Consider the following 21,492-nt stretch of genomic DNA (forward strand, 5'->3'; position numbering starts at 1 on the left):
TGCTTCGCTTATCAACGACGGATGTACTGAGAAAAATGAGGCCTGAGCGCTATAACGCCAAGGAAGCCGAGCTGAAATGGCGGAAGGTCTGGAACGACCGCAACCTGTTCAAGACCAACAACGACGACCCGCGTCCGAAATACTACGTGCTTGAGATGTTCCCCTATCCGTCGGGGCGCATCCATATGGGTCACGTGCGCAACTACACCATGGGCGACGTAGTGGCGCGCTACAAGCGGGCCAAGGGCTTCAACGTGCTTCATCCCATGGGCTGGGATGCCTTCGGCATGCCGGCGGAAAACGCCGCGATGCAGAACAAGGTCCACCCCAAGGAATGGACCTATGCCAATATCGCGACCATGCGCGCCCAGCTGCAGTCCATGGGCCTGTCCATCGACTGGAGCCGTGAGATCGCAACCTGCGATCCGAGCTATTACAAGCACCAGCAGCGCATGTTCCTCGACTTCCTCGAGAAGGGCCTGGTGGACCGCAAAACGGCAAAAGTGAACTGGGACCCGGTGGACCACACCGTGCTTGCCAACGAGCAGGTGATCGACGGCCGCGGCTGGCGCTCTGGCGCGCTGGTGGAGAGCCGCGAGCTGACCCAATGGTTCCTCAAGATCACCGATTACGCACAGGACCTCGACGACAAGCTCGACACCCTCGACCGCTGGCCGGAGAAGGTGCGCCTGATGCAGCGCAACTGGATCGGCCGTTCGGAAGGCCTGCTGGTCCGCTTCGCCCTGAAGCCTGAGACCGCTCCCAACGGCGAGACCGAGCTCGAGATCTACACCACGCGCCCGGACACGCTGTTCGGCGCGAAGTTCATGGCTGTCGCCCCCGACCACCCGCTGGCGAAGGCCGCTGCTGCGAAGAACCTGGAGCTTGCCGCCTTCATCGAGGAAGCCAAGCGCGTCGGCACGGCGCAGGAAGCCATCGACAAGGCGGAGAAGCTCGGATTCGATACGGGCGTGCGCGCCGTGCATCCGTTCGATCCGAGCTGGACGCTGCCGGTCTATGTCGCGAACTTCATCCTGATGGAATACGGCACGGGCGCCATCTTCGGCTGCCCGGCGCATGACCAGCGCGACCTGGATTTCGTGAATAAGTATGGCCTTGGCAACACCCCTGTCGTGTGCCCGCCGGATCAGGACGCGGCTTCCTTCGTGATCACCGACACCGCCTATGACGGCGAAGGCCGGATGATCAATTCGCGCTTCCTCGATGGCATGACCATCCCGGAAGCCAAGGAAGAAGTGGCCAAGCGCCTCGAGTCCGAAACGCGCAGCAACCGCCCCGTGGGCGAGCGCAAGGTGAATTTCCGCCTGCGCGACTGGGGCATCTCGCGCCAGCGCTATTGGGGCTGCCCGATCCCGATCATCCATTGCGACGATTGCGGCGTGGTGCCCGTGCCGAAGGAACAGCTGCCTGTCGTGCTGCCGGAGGACGTGTCCTTCGATGTGCCGGGCAACCCGCTCGACCGTCATCCTACCTGGCGGCATGTGAACTGCCCGACCTGCGGCAAGGCGGCCCGCCGCGAGACGGACACCATGGACACCTTCGTGGATTCGTCCTGGTACTTCGCGCGCTTCACGGACCCGACCCTCACCGACAAGCCGACGGATCGCGCCACGGTCGATTCCTGGCTGCCGGTCGATCAGTATATCGGCGGCATCGAGCATGCGATCCTGCACCTGCTCTATTCGCGCTTCTTCACCCGCGCGATGAAGAAGACGGGACATGCGGGCCTGGACGAGCCGTTCGCCGGCCTGTTCACGCAAGGCATGGTGGTGCACGAGACCTACAAGGACGCGAAGGGTGGCTGGGTGCTGCCTTCCGACGTGCGCTTCGAGATGCAAGGCGCAAACCGCAAGGCCTTCCATGTGGAGAGCGGTGCGCCCATCGAGATCGGCTCCATCGAGAAGATGTCGAAGTCGAAGAAGAACACCGTCGATCCGGACGAGATCATCGCATCCTACGGCGCCGACACGGCCCGCTGGTTCATGCTCTCCGACTCGCCGCCCGAGCGCGACGTGATCTGGACCGAGGAAGGCGTTCAGGGCGCAGGCCGCTTCGTGCAGCGCGTATGGCGTCTCATCGGCGAGATTTCCGAGCGCCTGAACGGCGGCACCGGCGCTGCCGCTGAAGGCCCGATCGGGCTTGCCGTGCGCAAGGCCGCGCACAAGGCGCTTGCCGCCGTGGAAGACGATGTGGAGCGCCTGCGCTTCAACCGCTGCGTGGCGCATCTCTACGAACTCGCCAATTCCCTGCAGGATCTGGCGAACCAGGCAAAGACTTCCGACGAGCCCGGCCTCTCCTCCGCTTTCGCGGAAGCCGGCCGCATCTTCGTGCAGCTGCTCGCCCCCATGATGCCGCATCTGGCGGAGGAATGCTGGGAATCCCTTGGCCAGGAAGGCCTCGTGACGGACACGGCCTGGCCCGTGCTCGAGCGCTCGCTGCTGGTCGAAGACACGGTCACCATGCCCGTCCAGGTCAACGGCAAGAAGCGCGCCGACGTCACCGTGGCCCGCGATGCCGATCAGGCCACGATCGAGGCCGCCGTGCTCTCGCTTGATGGCGTGCAAAAGGCTATGGAAGACAAGCCCGCCCGCAAGATCATCGTCGTTCCCCATAGGATCGTGAATGTCGTCGTTTAATTTGAAGAGCCTGGCCCATCTCGCCGTTGTGGTGGGCCTCTCCCTTGGCATGACCGCATGCTTCAAGCCGCTTCATGGCCCCACGGCCTCGGGCGAATCGCTGCAGTCGGTTCTGGCTTCCATCGACGTTCCTGAAGTCAAATGGCCGGATAGTCAGGCGATGATGGGCCATTACGTGCGCAGCGAGTTGATCTATGCGCTGAACGGCTCGGGCTCCGATACGCCGAAGCGCTATGTGCTGAAGATCGCTCTCTCCAGGTCTCTCTCGACCCCCATCGTCGATACCGAGACGGGACGCGCCACCTCCGCCATTCTCAACGGCACGCTCAGCTATACGCTCACGAGCCTCGACGGAACGAAGATCCTCACTCAAGGGTCGGTTTCCAACTCGACCAGCTATGACCGGTATCAGCAGCGTTTCGCCACTCTGCGCGCGAACCGCGATGCGGAAATCAGGCTCGCCAAGGTTCTGGTGGATCAGGCGAAAACCCGTCTGGCGGCGACGCTCTCCGCCGGCAGCTGAGGCCTTTCTCGCAAAAGCGTATCCGGTTTTGCGAGTGAACATGCGCCTCTTCGATGAGATCGGACGTTTGTCATGAAACGTCCTTCACGGGGAATGCATTAGATGGTTGCCGTTAAAGCCGGTGATGTGGACGGGGTGCTGCGGCGCCCTGTCGATCCGCGCATCGGCGTCTATCTGTTCTACGGTCCCGATATGGGCCTCATCAACGAACGCGCCCGCGTCGTCGCGGAGCGCTCGGTGGATGATCCCGCCGATCCATTCCAGCTCATTCGCATCGATGGCGACGACATCGCCTCAGATCCCGCACGCCTTGCGGACGAGGCTGGCACCATGGGCCTGTTCGGGGGCAAGCGTGCGATCTGGGTGAAATCCACCTCGCGCAACATCGCACCCGCCGTCGATGCGGTTCTCAAGGGCGAGCTGATGGACACGGTCATCGTCATCGAGGGTGGCGATCTCCAGAAATCCTCGCCCCTGCGCACCCTCTGCGAGCGTTCGCAGAAGGCGCTCGCCCTGCCCTGCTATGCGGATACGGGCCGCGATCTCGGCGCAGTGGTGGACGACACGTTGAAAAACAACGGCTTTTCGATCACTCGCGATGCGCGCACCGCCCTGATCGCCAGCCTCGGCGGTGACAGGCTCGCGACCCGGGGCGAGCTCTCCAAGCTCATGCTCTATGCGCATGGAAAGCGTGAAATCACGCTTGAGGACATCGACGCGATCATGAGTGACGTATCGAGCCTTGCGATGGACGCAGTGGTCGATGCCGCTTTCGGCGGAGAAGGCACGAATCTGGAAATCGGCTCCCGCCGTCTCGCGGCTGAAGGCGTCCATGCCTCCGTGCTGCTGGGTGCAGCACTCCGTCATGCCCTGATGCTGCTCACCGCGCGCCTCACCGTCGAGGAAGGACGTCCCATTCCGACGGTGATGGAAACCATGCGCAGCCTGCATTTCCGCAGGAAGCCGCTTGTGGAACGTCACCTTCAACGCTGGACCAGCGAGACCCTGAAGCAGGCCATCGCGCTGATCCAGGCAAGCCTTCTCGACACGCGTCGCATGGCCAATCTCGACGACACGATTGCTGCGAAAACATTGCTCGACCTCGCCCGCATGGCGCGGCGGTAACGCAGCAGCGCATCCATGTTGACGAGTCTAAAATAACAGCGGCTGTATCAACTTGCGACGTTCTGGGGGCAGCCCGAGGCGCCAGTCATGATAGACCCACCCATCCTCATCATAAAGCGTGTCGAGAAAAGCCTCGAAGGATGGAGCTTGGGGCCAAAGCCGGTCATTGCCTTCTGTGCCCCAAATACTGGCTTCTTGTACCCAGCAGAAGACATGACCGTGATCGGCAGGCCTTAGTGACAAGAAAAGCGAAAGCCCGTCTGGATTACACCCAATTTCGATCATGTCAGGCGGTTTAGCCTTACCCCATATCCAGCCATGCCAATGGCGCTCGGCGATAGCCCAATCATAAAAGTGGCTGACAAACGTTGCATCTCCGCCATGGGGAGATAATTCACGCGGAACCCCATGGCGGAAACTATCCGGATAGACGCATCCGCCATTGAACGCGATCATGAAGCGGCGATAGTCGTCCGGTAAGGATAAACCCGTCTCAGTCTCCCAGTGATCGATATCCTGCCTCGGATCCTTCACCGAAGACCACCCAGGCACGTCGGAGTACCAATGCTCTGGCAATGGCACGATCAAACGCGGCATGATCCCTCGCTCCCATCATACGACTGCCCCCGCAACGCTACGGATTCAACCGCAGACGCAAATAAGGACACAACTTAAAACACGAGCAGCTTCGCGAGCTTGTCGTAACCCGGCCTACACCAGTTCTTATAATCAGACCCATCGGGCTCATCGAAGAGCGTATCGAGGAAGTTCTCGAAAGAGGCAGCTTGGTGCCAAAGTTGGTCGTTGCCATCGGTGCCCCACATATTCGTGCTGTGCACCCAGCAAAAAATTTGTCCATAATCTTCGGCACGGACCGACATGAGAATTTGTAGCCCACCCGGATCACAACCGATGAAGATCATGTCAGGCGGTGTACCTCTGCGATACACCTCTCCGCGCCAATATCGTTCAGCCGAATCCCAAGAATAGAATGGATTAACGACAGTAACAGGCTCAACGGAAGGATACCGCTTGAGAGGCACGTTGTAGCGAAAGATGCGCGGATAGACGCGCCCGCCATTGAAAGCCAGCATGAACCGGCGATAGCCATCGGGCAGTGTATGACCTGTCCTGCTCTCCCAAGCAGCAATGGCTTGACGCGGGTCCTTGACGAAAGACCAGTCGCGCTCGCCCTCGTTCCATTTCTCCGTCACGGGTATAATTAGCCTTCGGGCGGTCATCTCCAGAAGCCCCGTGACTTATGCGCAGCTTACGGATTCAACCGCCGGCACAGGCCATCGAGCTGCTCCAAGGTCTTGTAACTGATGCGCAATTCGCCGCCGCTGCCCTTGTGATCGATGGAGACGGTAAGGCCCAGAACATCCTGCAGCACGCGCTCCAGCGCGCGGGTGTCGGGGTCCTTCTGTACCTTGGGCTTTGCGGCGGATTTCGCATCGACCTTGGACGGTTCGGCGTTCTCCGTCTGCGCGATGGATTCGACCTGACGCACGCTCAGGCCCTGATCCATCACCTGCTTGGCGACGGCCATCGGGTCCTTCACGGCCAGCAGCGCACGGCCGTGACCGGCAGAAAGCTTGCGTTCCACAAGCATCTTCTTCACCGGATCGGGCAGATCGGTGAGACGCATCATGTTGGCGATGTGGCTGCGACTCTTGCCGATGATTTTTGAGAGATTCTCCTGCGTGTAGGAGAATTCAGCCATCAGGCGCGCATAACCTTCCGCCTCTTCGATGGGGTTGAGATCGGCGCGCTGAACGTTTTCGAGAATGGCGTATTCGAGCGAGGTCTTGTCGTCGATATTGACGATGACCACCGGCACTTCGTGCAGGCCCGCCTTCTGCGATGCGCGCCAGCGGCGCTCGCCGGCAACGATCTCATACGAATCCATTTTGTTCGGCAGAGGCCGGACGACGATAGGCTGGATGATGCCGCGATCCTTGATGGACTGGGTCAGCTCCTGCAGTTCCGTATCCTCGAACACCTTGCGCGGATTGCGCGGATTCGGAACGAGGAACTCGACAGGCACCTTTTTCTGCCCACCCTTGTTCGCACCCTGCATGGTGCCGATTTCGGCGCCGACTTCGCCGATCAATGCGGCCAGGCCCCGGCCGAGCGACTTCGCTTCTTTTGCCATTGCTTGTCTCAACTCTTTTTATGCGGCGCGCAAAGCGCGTTCACGCTGAATGATTTCGGATGCCAAACGGAGATAGGCCTGCGAGCCCGTGCACTTGATGTCGTAGAGCAGAACCGGCTTGCCGTGAGACGGCGCTTCCGACACACGCACGTTTCGCGGGATCATGGTCTCGTAGACCTTGTCGCCCATGAACTCGCGCACGTCGGCCACGACCTGGCCCGACAGGTTGTTGCGGGGGTCAAACATGGTGAGCACCACGCCGTGGATCGTCAGCTGCGGGTTCAGGGCCGAACGCACCTGTTCGACTGTCTTGAGCAGCTGGCTGAGGCCTTCCAGAGCAAAAAATTCGCACTGGAGGGGCACTAGAACGGCGTCAGCGGCGGTCAACGCGTTGATGGTCAGCAGATTAAGCGAAGGCGGACAGTCGATCAAGATATAGGTAAACACTTCGCTTACCTCTTCACTCATTAGAGATTGAATCGCTGTCCGGAGGCGATGAGCACGGTCTCGCTCGCTCGCAATCTCCAATTCGATGCCAAGAAGGTCGAGCGTCGACGGCGCAACGTAGAGACCGGGCACCACCGTCTCGGTGATGCTCTCGTTCAGCGAGGCTTCGCCGGCGAGGACGTGATAGGTCGAAACCTGACGGCTCTTACGGTCGATGCCAAGGCCGGTCGAGGCGTTGCCCTGCGGGTCGAGGTCGACGATCAGCACCTTCTCGCCGATGGCAGCAAGCGCCGTGCCGAGATTGATGGCCGTGGTCGTCTTGCCGACGCCGCCTTTCTGGTTGGCGAGCACGAGAATACGGGGCTTCACGCCACGCGCTCCAGCGGTAGGTTCGCTGCGGTCGGTCATCATGAATGGCTCTCGATGGAGGTTATGCGAAGAATCCTGGCCTCGGAATCGGTGCGGCTTGGCAGGATATCTGCCTCGAATGTCCACCTTTTCCGAGCCTCGGTCAATTCAGACTCGGCGTCTCGACCTTTGGGAAAGAGGCCGGTTGTCCCCGTTTTCAACATGGGCTCAGTCCATTCCAGCAACTGGGTTAACGAGGCGAGCGCCCGCGCGGAGACCACATCGGCTTGGCCAATGAAACCGGGAATCACGGTTTCAAGCCGGGCGGCATGAACAGTGACAGAAGATTCCGTCAGCCGCGCAACATGGCGCAGGAAGGAGCATTTGCGGGAATTGCTCTCGACAAGACGGACCTTGAGCCCCCTTTCCTGCCCCGCAATGGCGAGCACGAGCCCCGGGAAGCCGGCGCCAGAACCTAGATCAACCCAGGTTTTGGCCTCGGGCGCCAGTTCCAGAAGTTGGAGGGAATCGACGATATGTCGGTCCCAGATCTGGTCGAGCGTGGCGGGGCCCACGAGGTTCTTAATTGCCTGCCAACGGCGAAGCTCGCGCTCCAGAAGCTCAAGCTTCTCGTGCGTTTCACGTGAAACATTCAAAGCGGTGCGGGCGGATACGGTGGCGCTCATGAGGCCACCGCATTCACATTGCGGGATCCGCGCGAAGAAGCCTTCTTGGCATGAGCGGCCAACAGGGTCAGCGCGGCAGGGGTGATGCCTTCGATGCGAGCGGCCTGACCGAGGGTCTTCGGACGCACCAAATCGAGCTTGGCCTTGATTTCGTTCGATAAGCCGGGAAGCCCCTGGAAGTCCAAGGTCTCCTCCAGCACGATCCCCTCGTCCCGGCGATAGGCGGCGATATCGGCCTGCTGTCGGTCAAGATAGACCGCATAGGTGGCGTCCGTCTCCAGACGCTCCTGAACCTGTGGGCTCACAGTGGCAAATTCCGGCCAAGCCTTGGCGAGGTCGCTCCAGGTGATCATCGGATAGGATAGGAGCTGATAGGCACTGCGACGGACACCGTCCTGGTTGAGGCTTAACCCATGACGAGACGCTTCCTGCGGCGTCAGGCTCATGCTCTGGAGCTTGTTGCGGATAGCATCCATCTCAGCTTGCGAACGGCGGAAATGCGCCTCGCGGGCCGAGCCGACACAGCCGATTTCCAGCCCCTTCCCCGTCAGGCGCTCGTCCACATTGTCGATGCGCAGGCTCAGGCGATATTCCGAGCGGGAGGTGAACATGCGGTAGGGTTCGCTCACGCCCCGGGTGATCAGGTCGTCGATGAGCACGCCGATATAGGATTCCGCCCGGTCGAAGATCACGCTCTCCTGCCCAGCCGCGCGGCGGGCGGCATTGATACCGGCAACAAGCCCTTGAGCGCCCGCCTCCTCATAGCCGGTCGTACCGTTGATCTGACCGGCCAGGAACAGGCCCTTCACAGCCTTGGTCTCAAGCCCGGCTGTGAGGTTTCGCGGGTCCACATAATCGTATTCGATGGCATAGGCGGGCTGGATCATCCGCACGTTCTCGAGGCCGGGAATATGCTTCAGGAAGTCCAGCTGCACGTCCTCCGGCAGGGAGGTCGAGATGCCATTGGGATAGACGGTGAAATCGTCGAGGCCTTCCGGCTCCAGAAAGATCTGGTGGCCGTCGCGGTCGCCGAAGCGCACCACCTTATCCTCGATGGAGGGGCAATAGCGCGGGCCGGTGCCCTGGATATCGCCAGAATACATAGCCGAGCGGTGAAGGTTGCCCCGGATCAGCTCATGGACCTTGGCCGTCGTGCGGGTGATGCCGCATTCGATCTGGGGTGTGGTGATCTTGTCCGTCAGGAGCGAGAACGGCACTGGCTCGTCATCCGCCGCCTGCTTGTCGACACCCGCCCAGTCAATGGTGCGGCCATCGAGGCGCGGCGGCGTTCCGGTTTTGAGGCGGCCAAGACTGAAGCCGAGACGGGCGAATGTCTTCGGCAAGCCGAGAGACGGGCGCTCGCCCATGCGGCCTGCGGGAATCTTCTTCTCGCCGATATGAATCAGGCCGGAGAGGAACGTGCCTGTGGTGATAACCACCGCGCCGGTTCTCAACGTGCGGCCATCGGCCAGCAGGAGACCGGTCACGCGACCGTCCTGAACGACGAGGTCGTCCGCCTCCCCTTCCACGATGGTGAGGTTGTCGGTCTGGAGCAGCTCGGCCTGCATAGCCCGGGCATAGAGCTTCCGGTCAGCCTGGGTACGGGGTCCGCGCACGGCGGGGCCCTTGCGGCGGTTCAGGAGACGAAACTGGATTCCGGCCTTGTCGGCGATACGACCCATCACGCCATCGAGGGCATCGATCTCGCGGACCAGATGACCTTTGCCGAGACCGCCGATGGCGGGGTTGCAGGACATGGCGCCGATGGTAGCGAGCTTATGGGTCACGAGAGCCGTGCGCGCGCCCATGCGCGCCGAAGCAGCGGCTGCCTCGGCACCGGCATGGCCACCACCGACCACGACCACATCAAAGATGTCAGGCGTCAAAATCTGACTCAAAGGAAACTCCATGCCTGGGGTCTATGGCCTCGTCGCGCAGAGGTCAAAAGGGCAAAATGTTCCACGTGAAACATTCGCTCTGCCCACCGGTTCTGCACACGATTCCCACAGGCTGTGCAGAATGGATTCAGCACCATTCAACCGATTCGTGAACAGGACTCATAAAGAGTCGCACAGATTCGGCTTATCCTTACTCGAGCGGCTATTTGCCAATGCAGAAGCTGGAAAACAGGCGATCCAGCACATCCTCGACATCGACACGGCCTGTGATCTCTCCAACCGCGCGCGCCGCCAAGCGGACTTCTTCAGCGGCAAGCTCCAATGGGCCGTGCGTTACCAACAGGGTACGTCCGGCTTCCAGGGAATGATGAGCACGCTCAAGCGCCCTGCGGTGACGCTCTCGGGTCAGGATGGCATCGCCCAGGCCGATAGCAATCTCGGCCTCATGTTCCAGGGCGGCGATCAATTCAGGCAGCCCCTCCCCGGTGGAGGCCGATATTGCCAGGTCGCAATCGTGTCGGTTCCGATTCAAATCGGCTTTGGTCCCGACCTTGAGAAGACTGCGGGCCATGGGCGCTTCCGTCTCCGCTCCCTCCGGCGGGATGAGCCAAAGCACGAGGTCGGCATCCTGGGCACGGGCACGGGCACGAGAGACACCCTCCTGCTCGATTACGTCGCCGCTGTCTCGAAGGCCAGCCGTATCCACGATCACCACTGGCAATCCGCCGAGGTCGCAATGCACCTCGATCACATCGCGGGTGGTTCCTGCGATGGGCGAGACGATGGCGACGTCTCTCCGCGCGAGCGCGTTCAGGAGAGTGGACTTGCCCGCATTCGGAGGCCCGGCGAGGACGACGGTGAAGCCTTCGCGGAGGCGTTCGCCGCTGCGGTTCGAGAGCGCCTGCCCGATCTCGATATGAAGCGTTTCGAGCCGCTGCAGGATGTCAGCCTCCAGATCCTCCGGCACGTCGCCCTCGTCGGAAAAGTCGAGGCTTGCTTCGAGCAAGGCAAGCGCCTGAAGCGTGCCCTCGCGCCAGCGCTCGGCGGCGTTGCCCAGGCGGCCTTCGAGCTGGAGCATCGCCTGCCGGCGCTGCGCCTCCGTCTCCGCATCGATCACATCGGCGAGGCCTTCGACCTGGGAGAGATCCATCCGGCCATTGAGGAAGGCGCGGCGGGTGAATTCGCCTGCTTCTGCAGGACGGCAATGCGGGATGGTGCCGAGGGCTTTCAACACGGCTGCTCGTGTGGCGAGACCGCCGTGGATATGAAGCTCGGCTTGGTCCTCTCCCGTAAAACTGCGCGGTCCCGGCATCCAGAGCACGAGAGCCTGATCGAGGGGTTCTCCCGTTTCAGGCTCACGCAGGATGCGGACGGCAGCCTGACGGGGCTCGGGCACGGACCTGCCGAGGGTTTCCAGAATGGTTCGGCTCTGCGGCCCGCTGATGCGGATGATGCACACGGCCGCGCGACCATGGCCGGAGGCAGTGGCGAAGATGGTGTCATCCGAACGCATGAGCATGAACCTTGTTGGACCTCTTGGGAGATCCGATGATTATGGTTGAGGAACACTTAACGCGGGACGGACCAAGGATCGGTCTTGATCCGAATCGCTTGGCCGCACCCCGTGGACCGCCCCTTTGGAGCAACATCCATGAACCGCCTCGGGAATGCCAGTTCGCCCTATCTCCTGCAGCACCGGGACAATCCTGTCCATTGGTGGGAATGGGGACCGGAGGCGCTCGCCGAGGCGAAGCGCCAGAATAAACCCGTCCTCATCTCCATCGGCTATGCCGCCTGCCATTGGTGTCACGTGATGGCACACGAGAGCTTCGAGGATCCCGACGTGGCCGCCGTGATGAACGAGCTTTACGTGAACATCAAGGTCGACCGGGAGGAGCGGCCCGATGTGGACCATGTCTATATGAGCGCGCTCCACCTTCTCGGCGAGCAGGGCGGCTGGCCGCTCACCATGTTCCTGACGCCGGAGGGTGAGCCGTTCTGGGGCGGCACGTATTTTCCGAAAGAACCGAAATTCGGCCGGCCTGGCTTCGTGCAGGTGCTCAATGAAATCAGCCGTCTCTATCACGCGGAGCCCGAGCGCATCCTCAAGAACCGGGACACGTTGAAAGCGCATCTCGCGAAAGGCGCGGAATCCGACGGCGGCACATTGGGCCTTGCCGATCTCGACCGTATGGGCCTGCGCCTGTCGGAGCTCATCGACACGCAGCATGGCGGATTGCAGGGCGCGCCGAAATTCCCGAACCCGCCGATCCTCGAATATCTCCTGCGATACGCGCACCGCACCAACGACACCGATGCCCGCGCGAGATTTCTTCTCACGATGGAGCAGATGGCACTGGGTGGAATCCGCGATCACCTCGGTGGAGGCTTCGCGCGCTACTCCGTGGACGAGCGCTGGCTCGTGCCGCATTTCGAGAAGATGCTCTACGACAATGCGCAACTCCTCGAACTCTATGCGCTGGCCTATGCTGAAACCGGACGCGCCTTGTTCAAGGATGCAGCCGAGGGCATCGTCCTCTGGCTCAAGCGTGAGATGGTGACGCCCGAAGGCGCCTTCGCGTCGAGTCTCGACGCGGATTCGGAAGGCGAGGAAGGACGCTTCTATGTGTGGAGCCTTTCCGAGATCCGGGAGGTGTTGGGCGAAGAGGACGCCGCCTTCTTCGCAAAAGTCTATGACATCACGGATGAGGGAAACTTCGAGGGCCACAACATCCCGAACCGTCTCATCACCGGCGAAGCCCCTGCCCCAGTAGAAGAGCGTCTCGCGATCATGCGCGCGAAACTGCTGGAGCGACGTGCCTCGCGTGTGCGTCCTGGACTCGACGACAAGGTGCTGGCCGACTGGAACGGTCTCATGATTGCGAGCCTCGTGCGCGCAGCTCTCCTCCTCGATCATCCGGAATGGATCGACTTCGCCGGGCGCGCCTATCGTTTCATCTCCGATTCAATGAGCCGCGATGGCAGGCTCGGACATTCCTGGCGCGAGGGCTCGCTGATCTTTCCCGGCTTCGCGCTCGACCATGCGGCCTTGATGCGCGCTGCACTCGCCTTGCATGAAGCCGCGAACGACGCTTCCTATTTGCGCGATGCGGAAACCTGGCGCGATGTGCTGCTCGATGAATTCATGATTGGGGACAGTGGTTGCCTCGCCATGACGGCGAAGAGCGCCGATCCACTCGTGGTGCGCCCGCAGCCCACTCACGACGAGGCGGTGCCCAACGCCAATGGCGTATTCGCGGAAGCGCTCGTGCGGCTCGCACAGATCACGGAAACCGAATCCAATCACCGGCGTGCAACGCAGATCCTCGACCAACTCGTCGGCATCGCCCGCTCCTCCCCGCTTGGTCACACGTCGATCCTCAACGCGCTCGATCTGCACTTGCGGGGCTTGAGCATTCTCGTCACGGGAGACGATGCGGAAGCACTTCATGCGGCAGCTTTGCGCGTGCCCTATCTCGACCGAAGCGTGCGGTTGCTGCGCTCCGGCGAGATGCTGGATGAAAACCATCCGGCGAAAGCTCTCGCCTCATCGAGCATGAATACACAAGCGCTCGTCTGCGCAGGTCAGCGCTGCTCGCTTCCTGTCAGCACGCCCGATGCTCTCGCGGTTCAGGTGAAAGAGATGCTGACGTCATAGGAACAGAGACGCGAGCCGGAGCTTTCACATCGGACAACGCTGGAAGCGACGATGTTCTTTTTCTTCTCGAACCGGATCGGATGTTTGGGCTCGCTGCTGATCTCCGCCGGCCTGACGCTGCTGATCCTGTTCATGATGGGCGTGCTGTAAACCTCAAACAAAAACCCCACCCTCTCGCGTGAGAGGATGGGGCCAAAATTCCGCAGCCGGACGTTCCGGCTTACGTGTTCATCGAGTCGAAGAACTCGCCGTTCGACTTGGTCTGACGCAGCTTGTCGAGCAGGAACTCGATCGCATCCACCGTGCCCATCGGGTTGAGGATGCGGCGCAGCACGTACATCTTCTTGAGCGTGTCGGCCGGAACCAGCAGCTCTTCCTTACGAGTGCCGGAGCGGGTGATGTCGATGGCCGGGAAGGTGCGCTTGTCGGCAACCTTGCGGTCGAGGATGATTTCCGAGTTGCCGGTGCCCTTGAACTCTTCGAAGATCACTTCGTCCATGCGCGAGCCGGTATCGATGAGCGCGGTTGCGATGATGGTGAGCGAACCGCCCTCCTCGATGTTACGAGCCGCACCGAAGAAGCGCTTCGGGCGCTGGAGCGCGTTCGCATCCACACCGCCGGTGAGCACCTTGCCGGAGGACGGAACCACCGTGTTGTAGGCGCGGCCGAGGCGCGTGATCGAGTCGAGCAGGATGACCACGTCGCGGCCATGCTCCACGAGGCGCTTGGCCTTCTCGATCACCATCTCGGCCACCTGCACGTGGCGGGTCGCCGGCTCGTCGAAGGTGGAGGCCACGACCTCGCCCTTCACGGAGCGCTGCATGTCGGTGACTTCCTCCGGGCGCTCGTCGATGAGCAGCACGATGAGGTAGCACTCAGGATGATTGGTGGTGATCGACTGCGCCACGTTCTGCATCAGCACGGTCTTACCGGTGCGCGGCGGCGCGACGATGAGCGCACGCTGGCCCTTACCGATGGGCGAGACGATGTCGATGATGCGCGGCGAGAAATCCTTGCGGGTCGGATCCTCGATCTCGAGCTTGAAGCGCTCGTGCGGGAAGAGCGGCGTCAGGTTGTCGAAATGCACCTTGTGCCGGATCTTCTCAGGGTCCTCAAAATTGATCGTGTTGACCTTGAGCAGCGCGAAATAACGCTCGCCCTCTTTGGGACCGCGGATCGGGCCGTCCACCGTGTCGCCGGTGCGCAGGCCGAATTTCCGGATCTGGCTGGGCGAGACGTAAATGTCGTCCGGTCCCGGCAGGTAGTTCGAATCGGCCGAGCGGAGGAAGCCGAAGCCGTCCTGCAGCACCTCGACGACGCCTGCGCCGATGATCTCCACCTCGCGCGCGGCAAGCTGCTTGAGGATGGCGAACATGAGCTCCTGCTTGCGCATCGTGCTCGCGTTCTCGACCTCGAGCTCCTCGGCGAAGGTGATGAGTTCGGTGGCGGATTTGGATTTCAGGTCTTGAAGTTTGATTTCCCTCATCGGGGAACACTCTCGGGGTAAAATGCGCGGGCAGGATCGCTGTGCGCGGGGGGAGATCGGGGAAATATTCGACAGGGCCGCCCAGTTCACGAAGAGTGACTGTTAAGAGCCCTGTAGGCCCCCGTGCAGCGCAACCTGTCTTTTATGGAAGAGGACTTCTTTATAGCCGCGTTCGCGGGATTTCTCAAGTCCCTTCCAATCCGCATTATTCAGGACGATGCCAGACGCGCAACGGGCCGATGGGCCGGAAACCATTCCTGCAAGCGGCGTCCAGGTCTTCCCCACGCTCATAGCCAACCAGAGGACAATCTGGGAAGCTCTCGTCAGCACACCCGATCAAGGCCTGCCAGACGGCATCCGTATCGGCTCCAACCGTGAAAACATTAGACAAGCCCACTACGCCTGCAGCCTCCGAGAGAATGCCTCCGCCGATGATCGTGCCTGATCGTTCGACCTGCACGAAACGAAGAGCAGGCTCTCGCAGGAGGGTGGATTTGAACGGAATATCGGCGGGTGAAACTCCCTCATTCCAGGCTTGAGACCAGATAACCAGCTCCGTCTCGTTGCGTATAATCCGAGCGGCGACGCCAAGATGAGAGTGATGTTCGGCAAGAGGATCGCAAGAGATCCACTCCGCATCGAACAGCTTCGTGAAACCAAGCGCAGCCAGATCGATGCAGGCGAAGCTGTCCTTCACCGCCCACCCACGTCCAGAATGCTCAGCCATGGCCGCAGAAATGGAATCGAGGATATCAGCGTCTGCCGCCGGACCGACAAGCGTCACGGCATCGGGATAGAACCGGGGCGTGCCATGCTGGTTGAGCCAAAGCCCATCGTGAAACTCGCCACCTCTTCCATTGGCGCGGCAGATGACATCGCACCATTCTGCATTGTTGCGCGCCGCCAGCGCGACAAGCTCTTTTCTCATCGCGCCGCCGACAGCCGCCTTAGAACGGCTTCACGATCACGAGGATCACGATGCCGATCATCAGCACCGTCGGCACCTCGTTGAGGATACGGTAGTACTTCGCGGGCTTGGTGTTCTTGTCGGCGGCGAAGTCTTTCAGGCGGCGCACATAGACGCCATGCAGGCCGGACATGATCAGCACGAGGGCGATCTTGGCGTGCATCCAGCCGGAAACGTACCAGCCGCCGTCCCAGAGCAGGTAGAGGCCGAGCACCCAGGTGACGATCATGGCTGGGTTGATGATCGCCTTCAGCAGACGCCGCTCCATGATCTTGAAGGTCTCGGACTGGATCGAGCCCCTCGGCGTATCCGCGTGATAAACGAAGAGGCGCGGCAGATAGAGCATGCCCGCCATCCAGGCGACGACGGCAATGACATGAAACGCTTTCAGCCACAAATACAACATCTTAGGCCCCCCGGACGCGAGCGATCATCTGCTCGACATGCGCGATCGGCGTCTCCGGCAGGATGCCGTGGCCGAGATTGAAGATATGCGGACGGCCGCGCACGGCCTGCAGAATGTGATCGACGCCATCCTCCAGCGGCTTACCCCCGGCAATCAGGGCCAGCGGATCGAGATTACCCTGGGTCGCGACCGTGCCCGGCAGGGTCGGCAGCACCAGAGCCGGATCGAGGGTCCAGTCCAGCGCCAGCGCATCGCCGATCCCGGCAGCGGCAAAGCGATGGAGATTGGCTCCGCCGCCACGCACGAAGACGATGACCTTGGCCTGGGGCCGGGCGGCCTTCAGCCCTTCGACCATCTTCCGGATCGGGTTGAGGGAGAGCCGGTCGAACAGAGCCGGCGGCAGGGCTGAGCCAAAGCTCTCGAAAATCTGGACGGCTTCCGCGCCCGCATCGATCTGGCGGATGAGATAGGCGGTCGAGGCCCGAACCAGCTTCTCGATCAGCGCATCCATGAAGGCCGGATCGCGATAGGCGGTGAGCCGGGCAGGCGCCTGGTCCGGGGTGCCCTTCCCCGCGATCATGTAGCTCGCCACCGTCCAGGGTGCCCCGCAGAAGCCGAGAAGGGTGGTTTCCTTCGGCAGCGACTGCCTCAGGCGGTCAAGGGTTTCGAAGACGGGCTCAAGCCGCTCCAGCGGCAGCTCATCGGCAAGCCTCGAAAAATCCTTTTCCGAAGTTACCGGATCGAGCTTCGGACCCTCGTTCTCAACGAAGCGCACGTCCTGACCCAACGCATGGGGAATGACCAGGATATCGGAAAACAGGATCGAGGCATCGAAGCCGAACCTTTTGATCGGCTGTAGCGTTACTTCCTCGGCAAGCCTCGGCGTGTAGCAGAGATCGAGAAAGGAACCTGCTTGTTTCCGGGTCTCCCGGTATTCCGGCAGATAACGGCCTGCCTGCCGCATGATCCAGATCGGCAAGGGCCAGACCGGCTCGCCGTTCAGCACGCGGAGGATCGCTTTGGTGGGACGCTCGCTCACAGGCCTTCTCCAATAAAGAAGAATTCTTGAATCTAAGAATCTGCTGTTTCTCTTGGGCCGTGAATCGCAAAGCCGCAACCCCGTCCACAACCCTTCCACATCGCCCAGGCCGTTAACTGTTCATTAACGATTGAGGCGAGGCTGCCCCATTCCTTTCCGAATTCTTAAACCTTAACAGCCCGTTAACGAATTTGAACGGAAGGTTAACATTGGACTCGGGGGTGATTCGTGCCGGATTCCCCCAAGCGTGAGAATTGAGACTCACACAGCCCGCTGCCCTGTTGAAGGTTCTCCCGGCAGATCACAGCCCCCTTCAACTGGACCTCGGAAAGCAAGCGTTCTATCCACATTTATCGACTCCTATACCGACCCCTGCGCATCGATGAGACGCGCGAGCCTGGGAGATCCGCCGTGGCGGGACGCAGCTACTTTCATCTCCATCTCGTCTCCGACTCGACGGGCGAAACCCTGATCACCGTCGCCCGTGCCGTCGTGGCGCAATATGAAGGGGTGGCCGCTATCGAGCATGTTTATCCGCTGGTGCGCTCCGCCACGCAGCTCGAGCGGGTGCTGACCGAGATCGAAACCGCGCCGGGCATTGTGCTCTACACTCTCGTGGACAGCGACTTGACGACCCGCCTGGAAGAGGTCTGCCGTGCCACCGGTTCGCCCTATCTTTCCGTGCTCGCGCCCGTGCACCAGATGATCTCGTCCTATCTCGGCACGCATTCGACCGCCCGGCCCGGCGCGCAGCACATGCTGAACGCGGAATATTTCAAGCGCATCGACGCCATGAACTTCACCCTCCTCCATGACGATGGGCACCTGCCCGACGATCTGAACGAGGCTGATGTGATCCTCATGGGCGTGAGCCGCACCTCGAAGACGCCGACGGCGATCTATCTCGCCAATCGTGGGTTGAAGACGGCCAATTTTCCTCTCGTTCCGGGAATGCCCCTGCCGCCGAAACTGGAGGGGACGAGAAAAGCCCTCATCGTCGGCCTCGTGGCGACGCCGGAACGCATCGTGCAGATCCGGCAGAACAGACTGCTCAGCCTGAAGGCGGATGACGATACAGCTTACGTGGACCGCGATGCGGTGGCGGAGGAAATCGCGGCCTCGCGGCGGCTTTTCGCGCGCCATGGCTGGCCGGTCATCGACGTGACGCGCCGCTCCATCGAGGAGACGGCGGCAGCCATCATCGATCTTTACCGCGACCATCGCCTGAAATTCATCGCGGAGTAAATTCATGCCCGCACTCTGGAGCCCAACGGAGAAACTGCTTCTTGCGTCCACCAGCACGACACGTCTCACCCTGCTCGTGAGCGCGGGATTGTTCGTCGAGACCCAGAGTCCGAATGTGGACGAGCGCGCGATTGAACAAGCAGCGCAAAGCGAAAAGCTCGATCCACCCGGGTTGGCCGCGCGCCTCGCCGCCGAGAAGGCGCTGGCTGTCAGCCTTCGCCATCCGGAGCGCGTCGTGCTTGGCGCCGACCAGGTGCTCGCCTGCGGGGGCAAGGTGTTTCACAAGGCGGAGGATCGCGAGGCCGCGCACCGACAGCTGCAGGCGTTGTCTGGGAAAAGCCATTCGCTCCATTCCGCCGGCGCCATCGCCATCGGCGGCAAGGTGGTGGAGAGCTTCGTTGCAACCGCTACCCTCACCATGCGCCCACTGACCAATGATGCCATCGACCTCTATCTCGAACTTGCGGGGCCTGATGTGCTCCACAGCGTCGGCATTTATCAGTACGAGGGTTTTGGGGTTCACCTGTTCGAATCCGTGGAGGGCGATCACTCCACCATTCTGGGGCTTCCCCTGCTCCCGCTTCTGTCCGCTCTGCGCCGTCTCGGCTGCCTTGCGCTTTAGGATCCTTAAGTCATGACCAAGGCCTTCATCGTTGGCCATCCCATCAAGCATTCCCGCTCGCCGCTCATCCATGGGTTTTGGCTGAAAACACACGGCATCGCGGGCTCCTATGAACGCATCGACGTGGAGTCTGTGAACTTCGGTGATTTCTTGAAGAGCTTTCATGAGCAGGGCTTTGCCGGCGGCAACGTCACGATCCCGCACAAGGAAGCGGCTTTTTCCGGCGTTGCGCGCAGGACGGAACGCGCCGAGCGATTGAAAGCAGTCAACACGGTCTGGATCGAGAACGGCGTGCTGTGGGGCGACAACACGGATGTGCTCGGCTTCATGACCAATCTCGACCTCAGCTTGGGGACAGGCTGGGAACAGCATGTGGATAACGCGCTCATTCTCGGTGCGGGCGGTGCTGCGCGCGGCATTGTCGCGGGGCTTCAGGATCGTTCCTTAAAGCGCATTTTCATCGCCAACCGCACCATTGCGAAGGCCGAGGACATCGTGCGCGATTTCCAACGCTACAGCGCGGTCGAACTCGTTGCGCTCGCCTGGGACGATCTCGATTCCGCGCTCGGGCAGTCGCAGCTCATCGTCAACACCACGTCGCTGGGCATGGCGGGTCAGCCGCCGCTCAATCTCGATCTCGCAAAAGCGCCGGGCAACGCCATTGTCTCCGACATCGTCTATGTGCCGCTGAAAACGCCGCTGCTGGCGGCTGCCGAAGCGCATGGGCTGCGCATTGTCGACGGGTTGGGAATGCTGCTGCACCAGGCGGTGCCGGGTTTCGAGCGCTGGTTCGGCGTGCGGCCTGAAGTGACGCCGGACTTGCGCGCGCTCATCGTTGCCGATCTCGAGTCTTCGAAATGACCTTCGTGCTCGGCCTCACCGGCTCCATCGGCATGGGAAAATCGGCGACCGCCGATCTCTTCCGGCGGCTCGGCGTTCCGGTGCACGATGCGGATGCCGCCGTCCACGCGCTCTATCGCGGGCGCGCAGCAGCGCTGATCGGGAAGGCCTTTCCTGGCACAGTTACCGACGGCATGGTGGATCGCCGCAAGCTCGGTGCGGTCGTGCTGGGTGATTCCCAAAAAATGAAGCAGCTTGAAGCCATCGTGCATCCGCTGGTGCGCGAGGAAGAGCAGTATTTCCTGTCCTCCGTCACGACGAACATCGCCGTGCTCGACATTCCGCTGCTGTTCGAAACCGGCGGCGAAAAGCGCTGCGACGCGGTGCTGGTGGTGACCGCGCCTGCGGAGGTGCAGCGTCAACGGGTCATGGCGCGCGATGGCATGACGGAGGAGACATTTCGTGCGATCCTGGCTAAACAGATGCCGGATGCGGACAAGCGTGCCCGCGCGCATTTCCTGGTCGATACCAGCCGTGGTTTCGATTCCGCGAAGGCGCAGGTGCAATCCATTCTCGCCTGTCTCGCCGGACGACCGGGCCGCCGTAAATTTGTGAGTGTTTGACGATGTTGCGTGAGATTGTTCTCGATACCGAAACTACCGGCACCGATCACGCCAAGGGCGACCGGATCGTCGAAATCGGCTGCGTCGAGCTGCTCAATCATATTCCCACCGGCAAGACCTATCACGTTTACATCAACCCGGAATTCCCGGTTCATCCCGGCGCGCTCGCCGTGCACGGATTGAGCAACGAGTTTCTCGCCGACAAGCCGGTCTTCGCCGCTATTGCGGACGAGTTCTACGACTTCATCCGCGACGGTCGTCTCGTCATTCACAACGCGCCCTTCGATATCGGCTTCATCAACGCCGAATTCGCGCGCACCGGCCATCCGCAGCTCAATCTGCCGGATGCGGTCGACACGCTCATCATGGCGCGCCGCAAGCATCCGGGTGCCGCGAACAATCTCGATGCGCTCTGCTCGCGCTACGGCATCGACAATTCCAAGCGCACCAAGCACGGCGCGCTGCTCGACTCCGAAATTCTCGCGGAAGTCTATATCGAGCTGATCGGCGGACGGCAGGTCGGCTTCGATCTCGCCGCACAGCCCATGAAGGGCGGCGGCTCTTCCGCGCGCGGGGATACAGATGCATCGCGCGAGGCAAAACCACGCCCCATGATCTCTCGCCTCACGGATGAAGAGCGCGCAGCCCATGCGGCCTTCATCGAGCAGCTCGGCGCGAACGCGCTCTGGCGCGAATATCTCGGCGAAACTTCGCCGGAAGCGTCGTAAGCAACCCGCTCAAACAAAAAGGCGGAGCAGTTGCCCGCT

20 protein-coding genes are annotated in these 21,492 nt (G+C 61.4%); 9 read left to right on the forward strand and 11 right to left on the reverse strand.

Annotation, left to right across the window (positions count from 1 at the left end; genetic code table 11):
- Positions 1–35 precede the first annotated feature (35 nt).
- The 3 genes from leuS to holA all read left to right on the forward strand — a co-directional run bounded on the left by leuS (position 36) and on the right by holA (position 4,305).
- Complete coding sequence (gene leuS, locus MHY87_RS07320) at positions 36–2,657, forward strand: leucine--tRNA ligase (protein WP_239350739.1); 2,622 nt, start codon at positions 36–38, stop codon at positions 2,655–2,657.
- Positions 2,644–3,180, forward strand: coding sequence for an LPS assembly lipoprotein LptE (lptE, locus tag MHY87_RS07325; RefSeq protein WP_239350740.1), 537 nt, complete (start codon positions 2,644–2,646; stop codon positions 3,178–3,180). The genes leuS and lptE overlap by 14 nt, the downstream gene beginning before the upstream one ends.
- A 102-nt stretch (positions 3,181–3,282) precedes the next feature.
- A complete protein-coding gene (gene holA / locus MHY87_RS07330) occupies positions 3,283–4,305 on the forward strand; it encodes a DNA polymerase III subunit delta (RefSeq protein ID WP_239350741.1) in 1,023 nt (340 codons plus the stop codon).
- Between the two features lie 27 nt (positions 4,306–4,332).
- Here holA and MHY87_RS07335 read toward each other — a convergent pair whose 3' ends face one another.
- The 7 genes from MHY87_RS07335 to mnmE form a co-directional block, all read right to left on the reverse strand.
- Entirely contained in the window at positions 4,333–4,902 is a 570-nt protein-coding gene (locus MHY87_RS07335; protein WP_239350742.1) for an SMI1/KNR4 family protein, read from the reverse strand.
- Between the two features lie 74 nt (positions 4,903–4,976).
- Positions 4,977–5,519, reverse strand: coding sequence for an SMI1/KNR4 family protein (locus tag MHY87_RS07340; RefSeq protein ID WP_239350743.1), 543 nt, complete (start codon positions 5,517–5,519; stop codon positions 4,977–4,979).
- Positions 5,520–5,575: 56 nt separating this feature from the next.
- Positions 5,576–6,460 (reverse strand): ParB/RepB/Spo0J family partition protein, encoded by an 885-nt coding sequence (locus MHY87_RS07345; protein WP_239350744.1) that lies wholly within the window; start codon positions 6,458–6,460, stop codon positions 5,576–5,578.
- An 18-nt stretch (positions 6,461–6,478) separates the two neighbouring features.
- Positions 6,479–7,318 (reverse strand): ParA family protein, encoded by an 840-nt coding sequence (locus MHY87_RS07350; protein ID WP_370644867.1) that lies wholly within the window; start codon positions 7,316–7,318, stop codon positions 6,479–6,481.
- Positions 7,315–7,941, reverse strand: a complete 627-nt coding sequence (gene rsmG, locus MHY87_RS07355; RefSeq protein WP_239350745.1) for a 16S rRNA (guanine(527)-N(7))-methyltransferase RsmG — start codon at positions 7,939–7,941, stop codon at positions 7,315–7,317. The genes MHY87_RS07350 and rsmG overlap by 4 nt, the downstream gene beginning before the upstream one ends.
- Positions 7,938–9,830 carry a tRNA uridine-5-carboxymethylaminomethyl(34) synthesis enzyme MnmG gene (gene mnmG, locus MHY87_RS07360; RefSeq protein WP_239351478.1) on the reverse strand — a complete coding sequence of 631 codons (1,893 nt, stop codon included), beginning with the start codon at positions 9,828–9,830 and terminating at the stop codon, positions 7,938–7,940. Before mnmG ends, rsmG begins: the two co-directional genes overlap by 4 nt.
- A 211-nt stretch (positions 9,831–10,041) precedes the next feature.
- Positions 10,042–11,352, reverse strand: coding sequence for a tRNA uridine-5-carboxymethylaminomethyl(34) synthesis GTPase MnmE (gene mnmE, locus MHY87_RS07365; protein WP_239351479.1), 1,311 nt, complete (start codon positions 11,350–11,352; stop codon positions 10,042–10,044).
- Positions 11,353–11,490: 138 nt separating this feature from the next.
- Here mnmE and MHY87_RS07370 point away from each other — a divergent pair, with 138 nt between their 5' ends.
- Complete coding sequence (locus MHY87_RS07370; RefSeq protein WP_239350746.1) at positions 11,491–13,497, forward strand: thioredoxin domain-containing protein; 2,007 nt, start codon at positions 11,491–11,493, stop codon at positions 13,495–13,497.
- Between the two features lie 220 nt (positions 13,498–13,717).
- Here the strand turns inward: MHY87_RS07370 and rho are convergent, their stop codons facing one another.
- The 4 genes from rho to hemE all read right to left on the reverse strand — a co-directional run bounded on the left by rho (position 13,718) and on the right by hemE (position 17,395).
- Positions 13,718–14,983, reverse strand: coding sequence for a transcription termination factor Rho (gene rho / locus MHY87_RS07375; RefSeq protein ID WP_239350747.1), 1,266 nt, complete (start codon positions 14,981–14,983; stop codon positions 13,718–13,720).
- Between the two features lie 205 nt (positions 14,984–15,188).
- Entirely contained in the window at positions 15,189–15,911 is a 723-nt protein-coding gene (locus MHY87_RS07380; protein ID WP_239350748.1) for a hypothetical protein, read from the reverse strand.
- 19 nt (positions 15,912–15,930) lie between these two features.
- Positions 15,931–16,356: a protoporphyrinogen oxidase HemJ gene (gene hemJ, locus MHY87_RS07385; protein ID WP_239350749.1), complete on the reverse strand. Its 426-nt coding sequence runs from the start codon at positions 16,354–16,356 to the stop codon at positions 15,931–15,933.
- A 1-nt stretch (position 16,357) separates the two neighbouring features.
- On the reverse strand, positions 16,358–17,395 hold the full coding sequence (gene hemE / locus MHY87_RS07390) for a uroporphyrinogen decarboxylase (protein ID WP_239350750.1): 1,038 nt from the start codon (positions 17,393–17,395) through the stop codon (positions 16,358–16,360).
- A gap of 411 nt (positions 17,396–17,806) precedes the next feature.
- Between hemE and MHY87_RS07395 the strand changes: the two genes are divergently transcribed.
- The 5 genes from MHY87_RS07395 to dnaQ are packed head-to-tail and all read left to right on the forward strand — an operon-like array spanning position 17,807 to position 21,453.
- A complete protein-coding gene (locus tag MHY87_RS07395) occupies positions 17,807–18,640 on the forward strand; it encodes a pyruvate, water dikinase regulatory protein (protein ID WP_239350751.1) in 834 nt (277 codons plus the stop codon).
- A gap of 4 nt (positions 18,641–18,644) precedes the next feature.
- Positions 18,645–19,262, forward strand: a complete 618-nt coding sequence (locus MHY87_RS07400; RefSeq protein WP_239350752.1) for a nucleoside triphosphate pyrophosphatase — start codon at positions 18,645–18,647, stop codon at positions 19,260–19,262.
- Between the two features lie 12 nt (positions 19,263–19,274).
- Positions 19,275–20,123: a shikimate dehydrogenase gene (locus tag MHY87_RS07405; RefSeq protein WP_239350753.1), complete on the forward strand. Its 849-nt coding sequence runs from the start codon at positions 19,275–19,277 to the stop codon at positions 20,121–20,123.
- Positions 20,120–20,725 carry a dephospho-CoA kinase gene (gene coaE, locus MHY87_RS07410; RefSeq protein ID WP_239350754.1) on the forward strand — a complete coding sequence of 202 codons (606 nt, stop codon included), beginning with the start codon at positions 20,120–20,122 and terminating at the stop codon, positions 20,723–20,725. The genes MHY87_RS07405 and coaE overlap by 4 nt, the downstream gene beginning before the upstream one ends.
- A 2-nt stretch (positions 20,726–20,727) precedes the next feature.
- A complete protein-coding gene (dnaQ, locus tag MHY87_RS07415; RefSeq protein ID WP_239350755.1) occupies positions 20,728–21,453 on the forward strand; it encodes a DNA polymerase III subunit epsilon in 726 nt (241 codons plus the stop codon).
- The last annotated feature ends 39 nt before the right edge of the window (positions 21,454–21,492 follow it).

This window comes from Microvirga sp. ACRRW (genome assembly GCF_022346925.1).
GTDB lineage: Bacteria > Pseudomonadota > Alphaproteobacteria > Rhizobiales > Beijerinckiaceae > Microvirga.

Excerpts from the sequence above, each read along its gene's own strand:
- holA (WP_239350741.1), top strand. The coding sequence starts at position 3,283 with ATGGTTGCCGTTAAAGCCGGTGATGTGGACGGGGTGCTGCGGCGCCCT.
- MHY87_RS07345 (WP_239350744.1), bottom strand. The coding sequence starts at position 6,460 with ATGGCAAAAGAAGCGAAGTCGCTCGGCCGGGGCCTGGCCGCATTGATC.
- MHY87_RS07350 (WP_370644867.1), bottom strand. The coding sequence starts at position 7,318 with ATGATGACCGACCGCAGCGAACCTACCGCTGGAGCGCGTGGCGTGAAG.
- dnaQ (WP_239350755.1), top strand. The coding sequence starts at position 20,728 with ATGTTGCGTGAGATTGTTCTCGATACCGAAACTACCGGCACCGATCAC.
- hemJ (WP_239350749.1), bottom strand. The coding sequence starts at position 16,356 with ATGTTGTATTTGTGGCTGAAAGCGTTTCATGTCATTGCCGTCGTCGCC.
- MHY87_RS07380 (WP_239350748.1), bottom strand. The coding sequence starts at position 15,911 with ATGAGAAAAGAGCTTGTCGCGCTGGCGGCGCGCAACAATGCAGAATGG.
- coaE (WP_239350754.1), top strand. The coding sequence starts at position 20,120 with ATGACCTTCGTGCTCGGCCTCACCGGCTCCATCGGCATGGGAAAATCG.
- rho (WP_239350747.1), bottom strand. The coding sequence starts at position 14,983 with ATGAGGGAAATCAAACTTCAAGACCTGAAATCCAAATCCGCCACCGAA.
- lptE (WP_239350740.1), top strand. The coding sequence starts at position 2,644 with ATGTCGTCGTTTAATTTGAAGAGCCTGGCCCATCTCGCCGTTGTGGTG.
- MHY87_RS07405 (WP_239350753.1), top strand. The coding sequence starts at position 19,275 with ATGACCAAGGCCTTCATCGTTGGCCATCCCATCAAGCATTCCCGCTCG.
- MHY87_RS07335 (WP_239350742.1), bottom strand. The coding sequence starts at position 4,902 with ATGCCGCGTTTGATCGTGCCATTGCCAGAGCATTGGTACTCCGACGTG.
- MHY87_RS07370 (WP_239350746.1), top strand. The coding sequence starts at position 11,491 with ATGAACCGCCTCGGGAATGCCAGTTCGCCCTATCTCCTGCAGCACCGG.
- mnmE (WP_239351479.1), bottom strand. The coding sequence starts at position 11,352 with ATGCGTTCGGATGACACCATCTTCGCCACTGCCTCCGGCCATGGTCGC.
- leuS (WP_239350739.1), top strand. The coding sequence starts at position 36 with ATGAGGCCTGAGCGCTATAACGCCAAGGAAGCCGAGCTGAAATGGCGG.
- rsmG (WP_239350745.1), bottom strand. The coding sequence starts at position 7,941 with ATGAGCGCCACCGTATCCGCCCGCACCGCTTTGAATGTTTCACGTGAA.
- MHY87_RS07400 (WP_239350752.1), top strand. The coding sequence starts at position 18,645 with ATGCCCGCACTCTGGAGCCCAACGGAGAAACTGCTTCTTGCGTCCACC.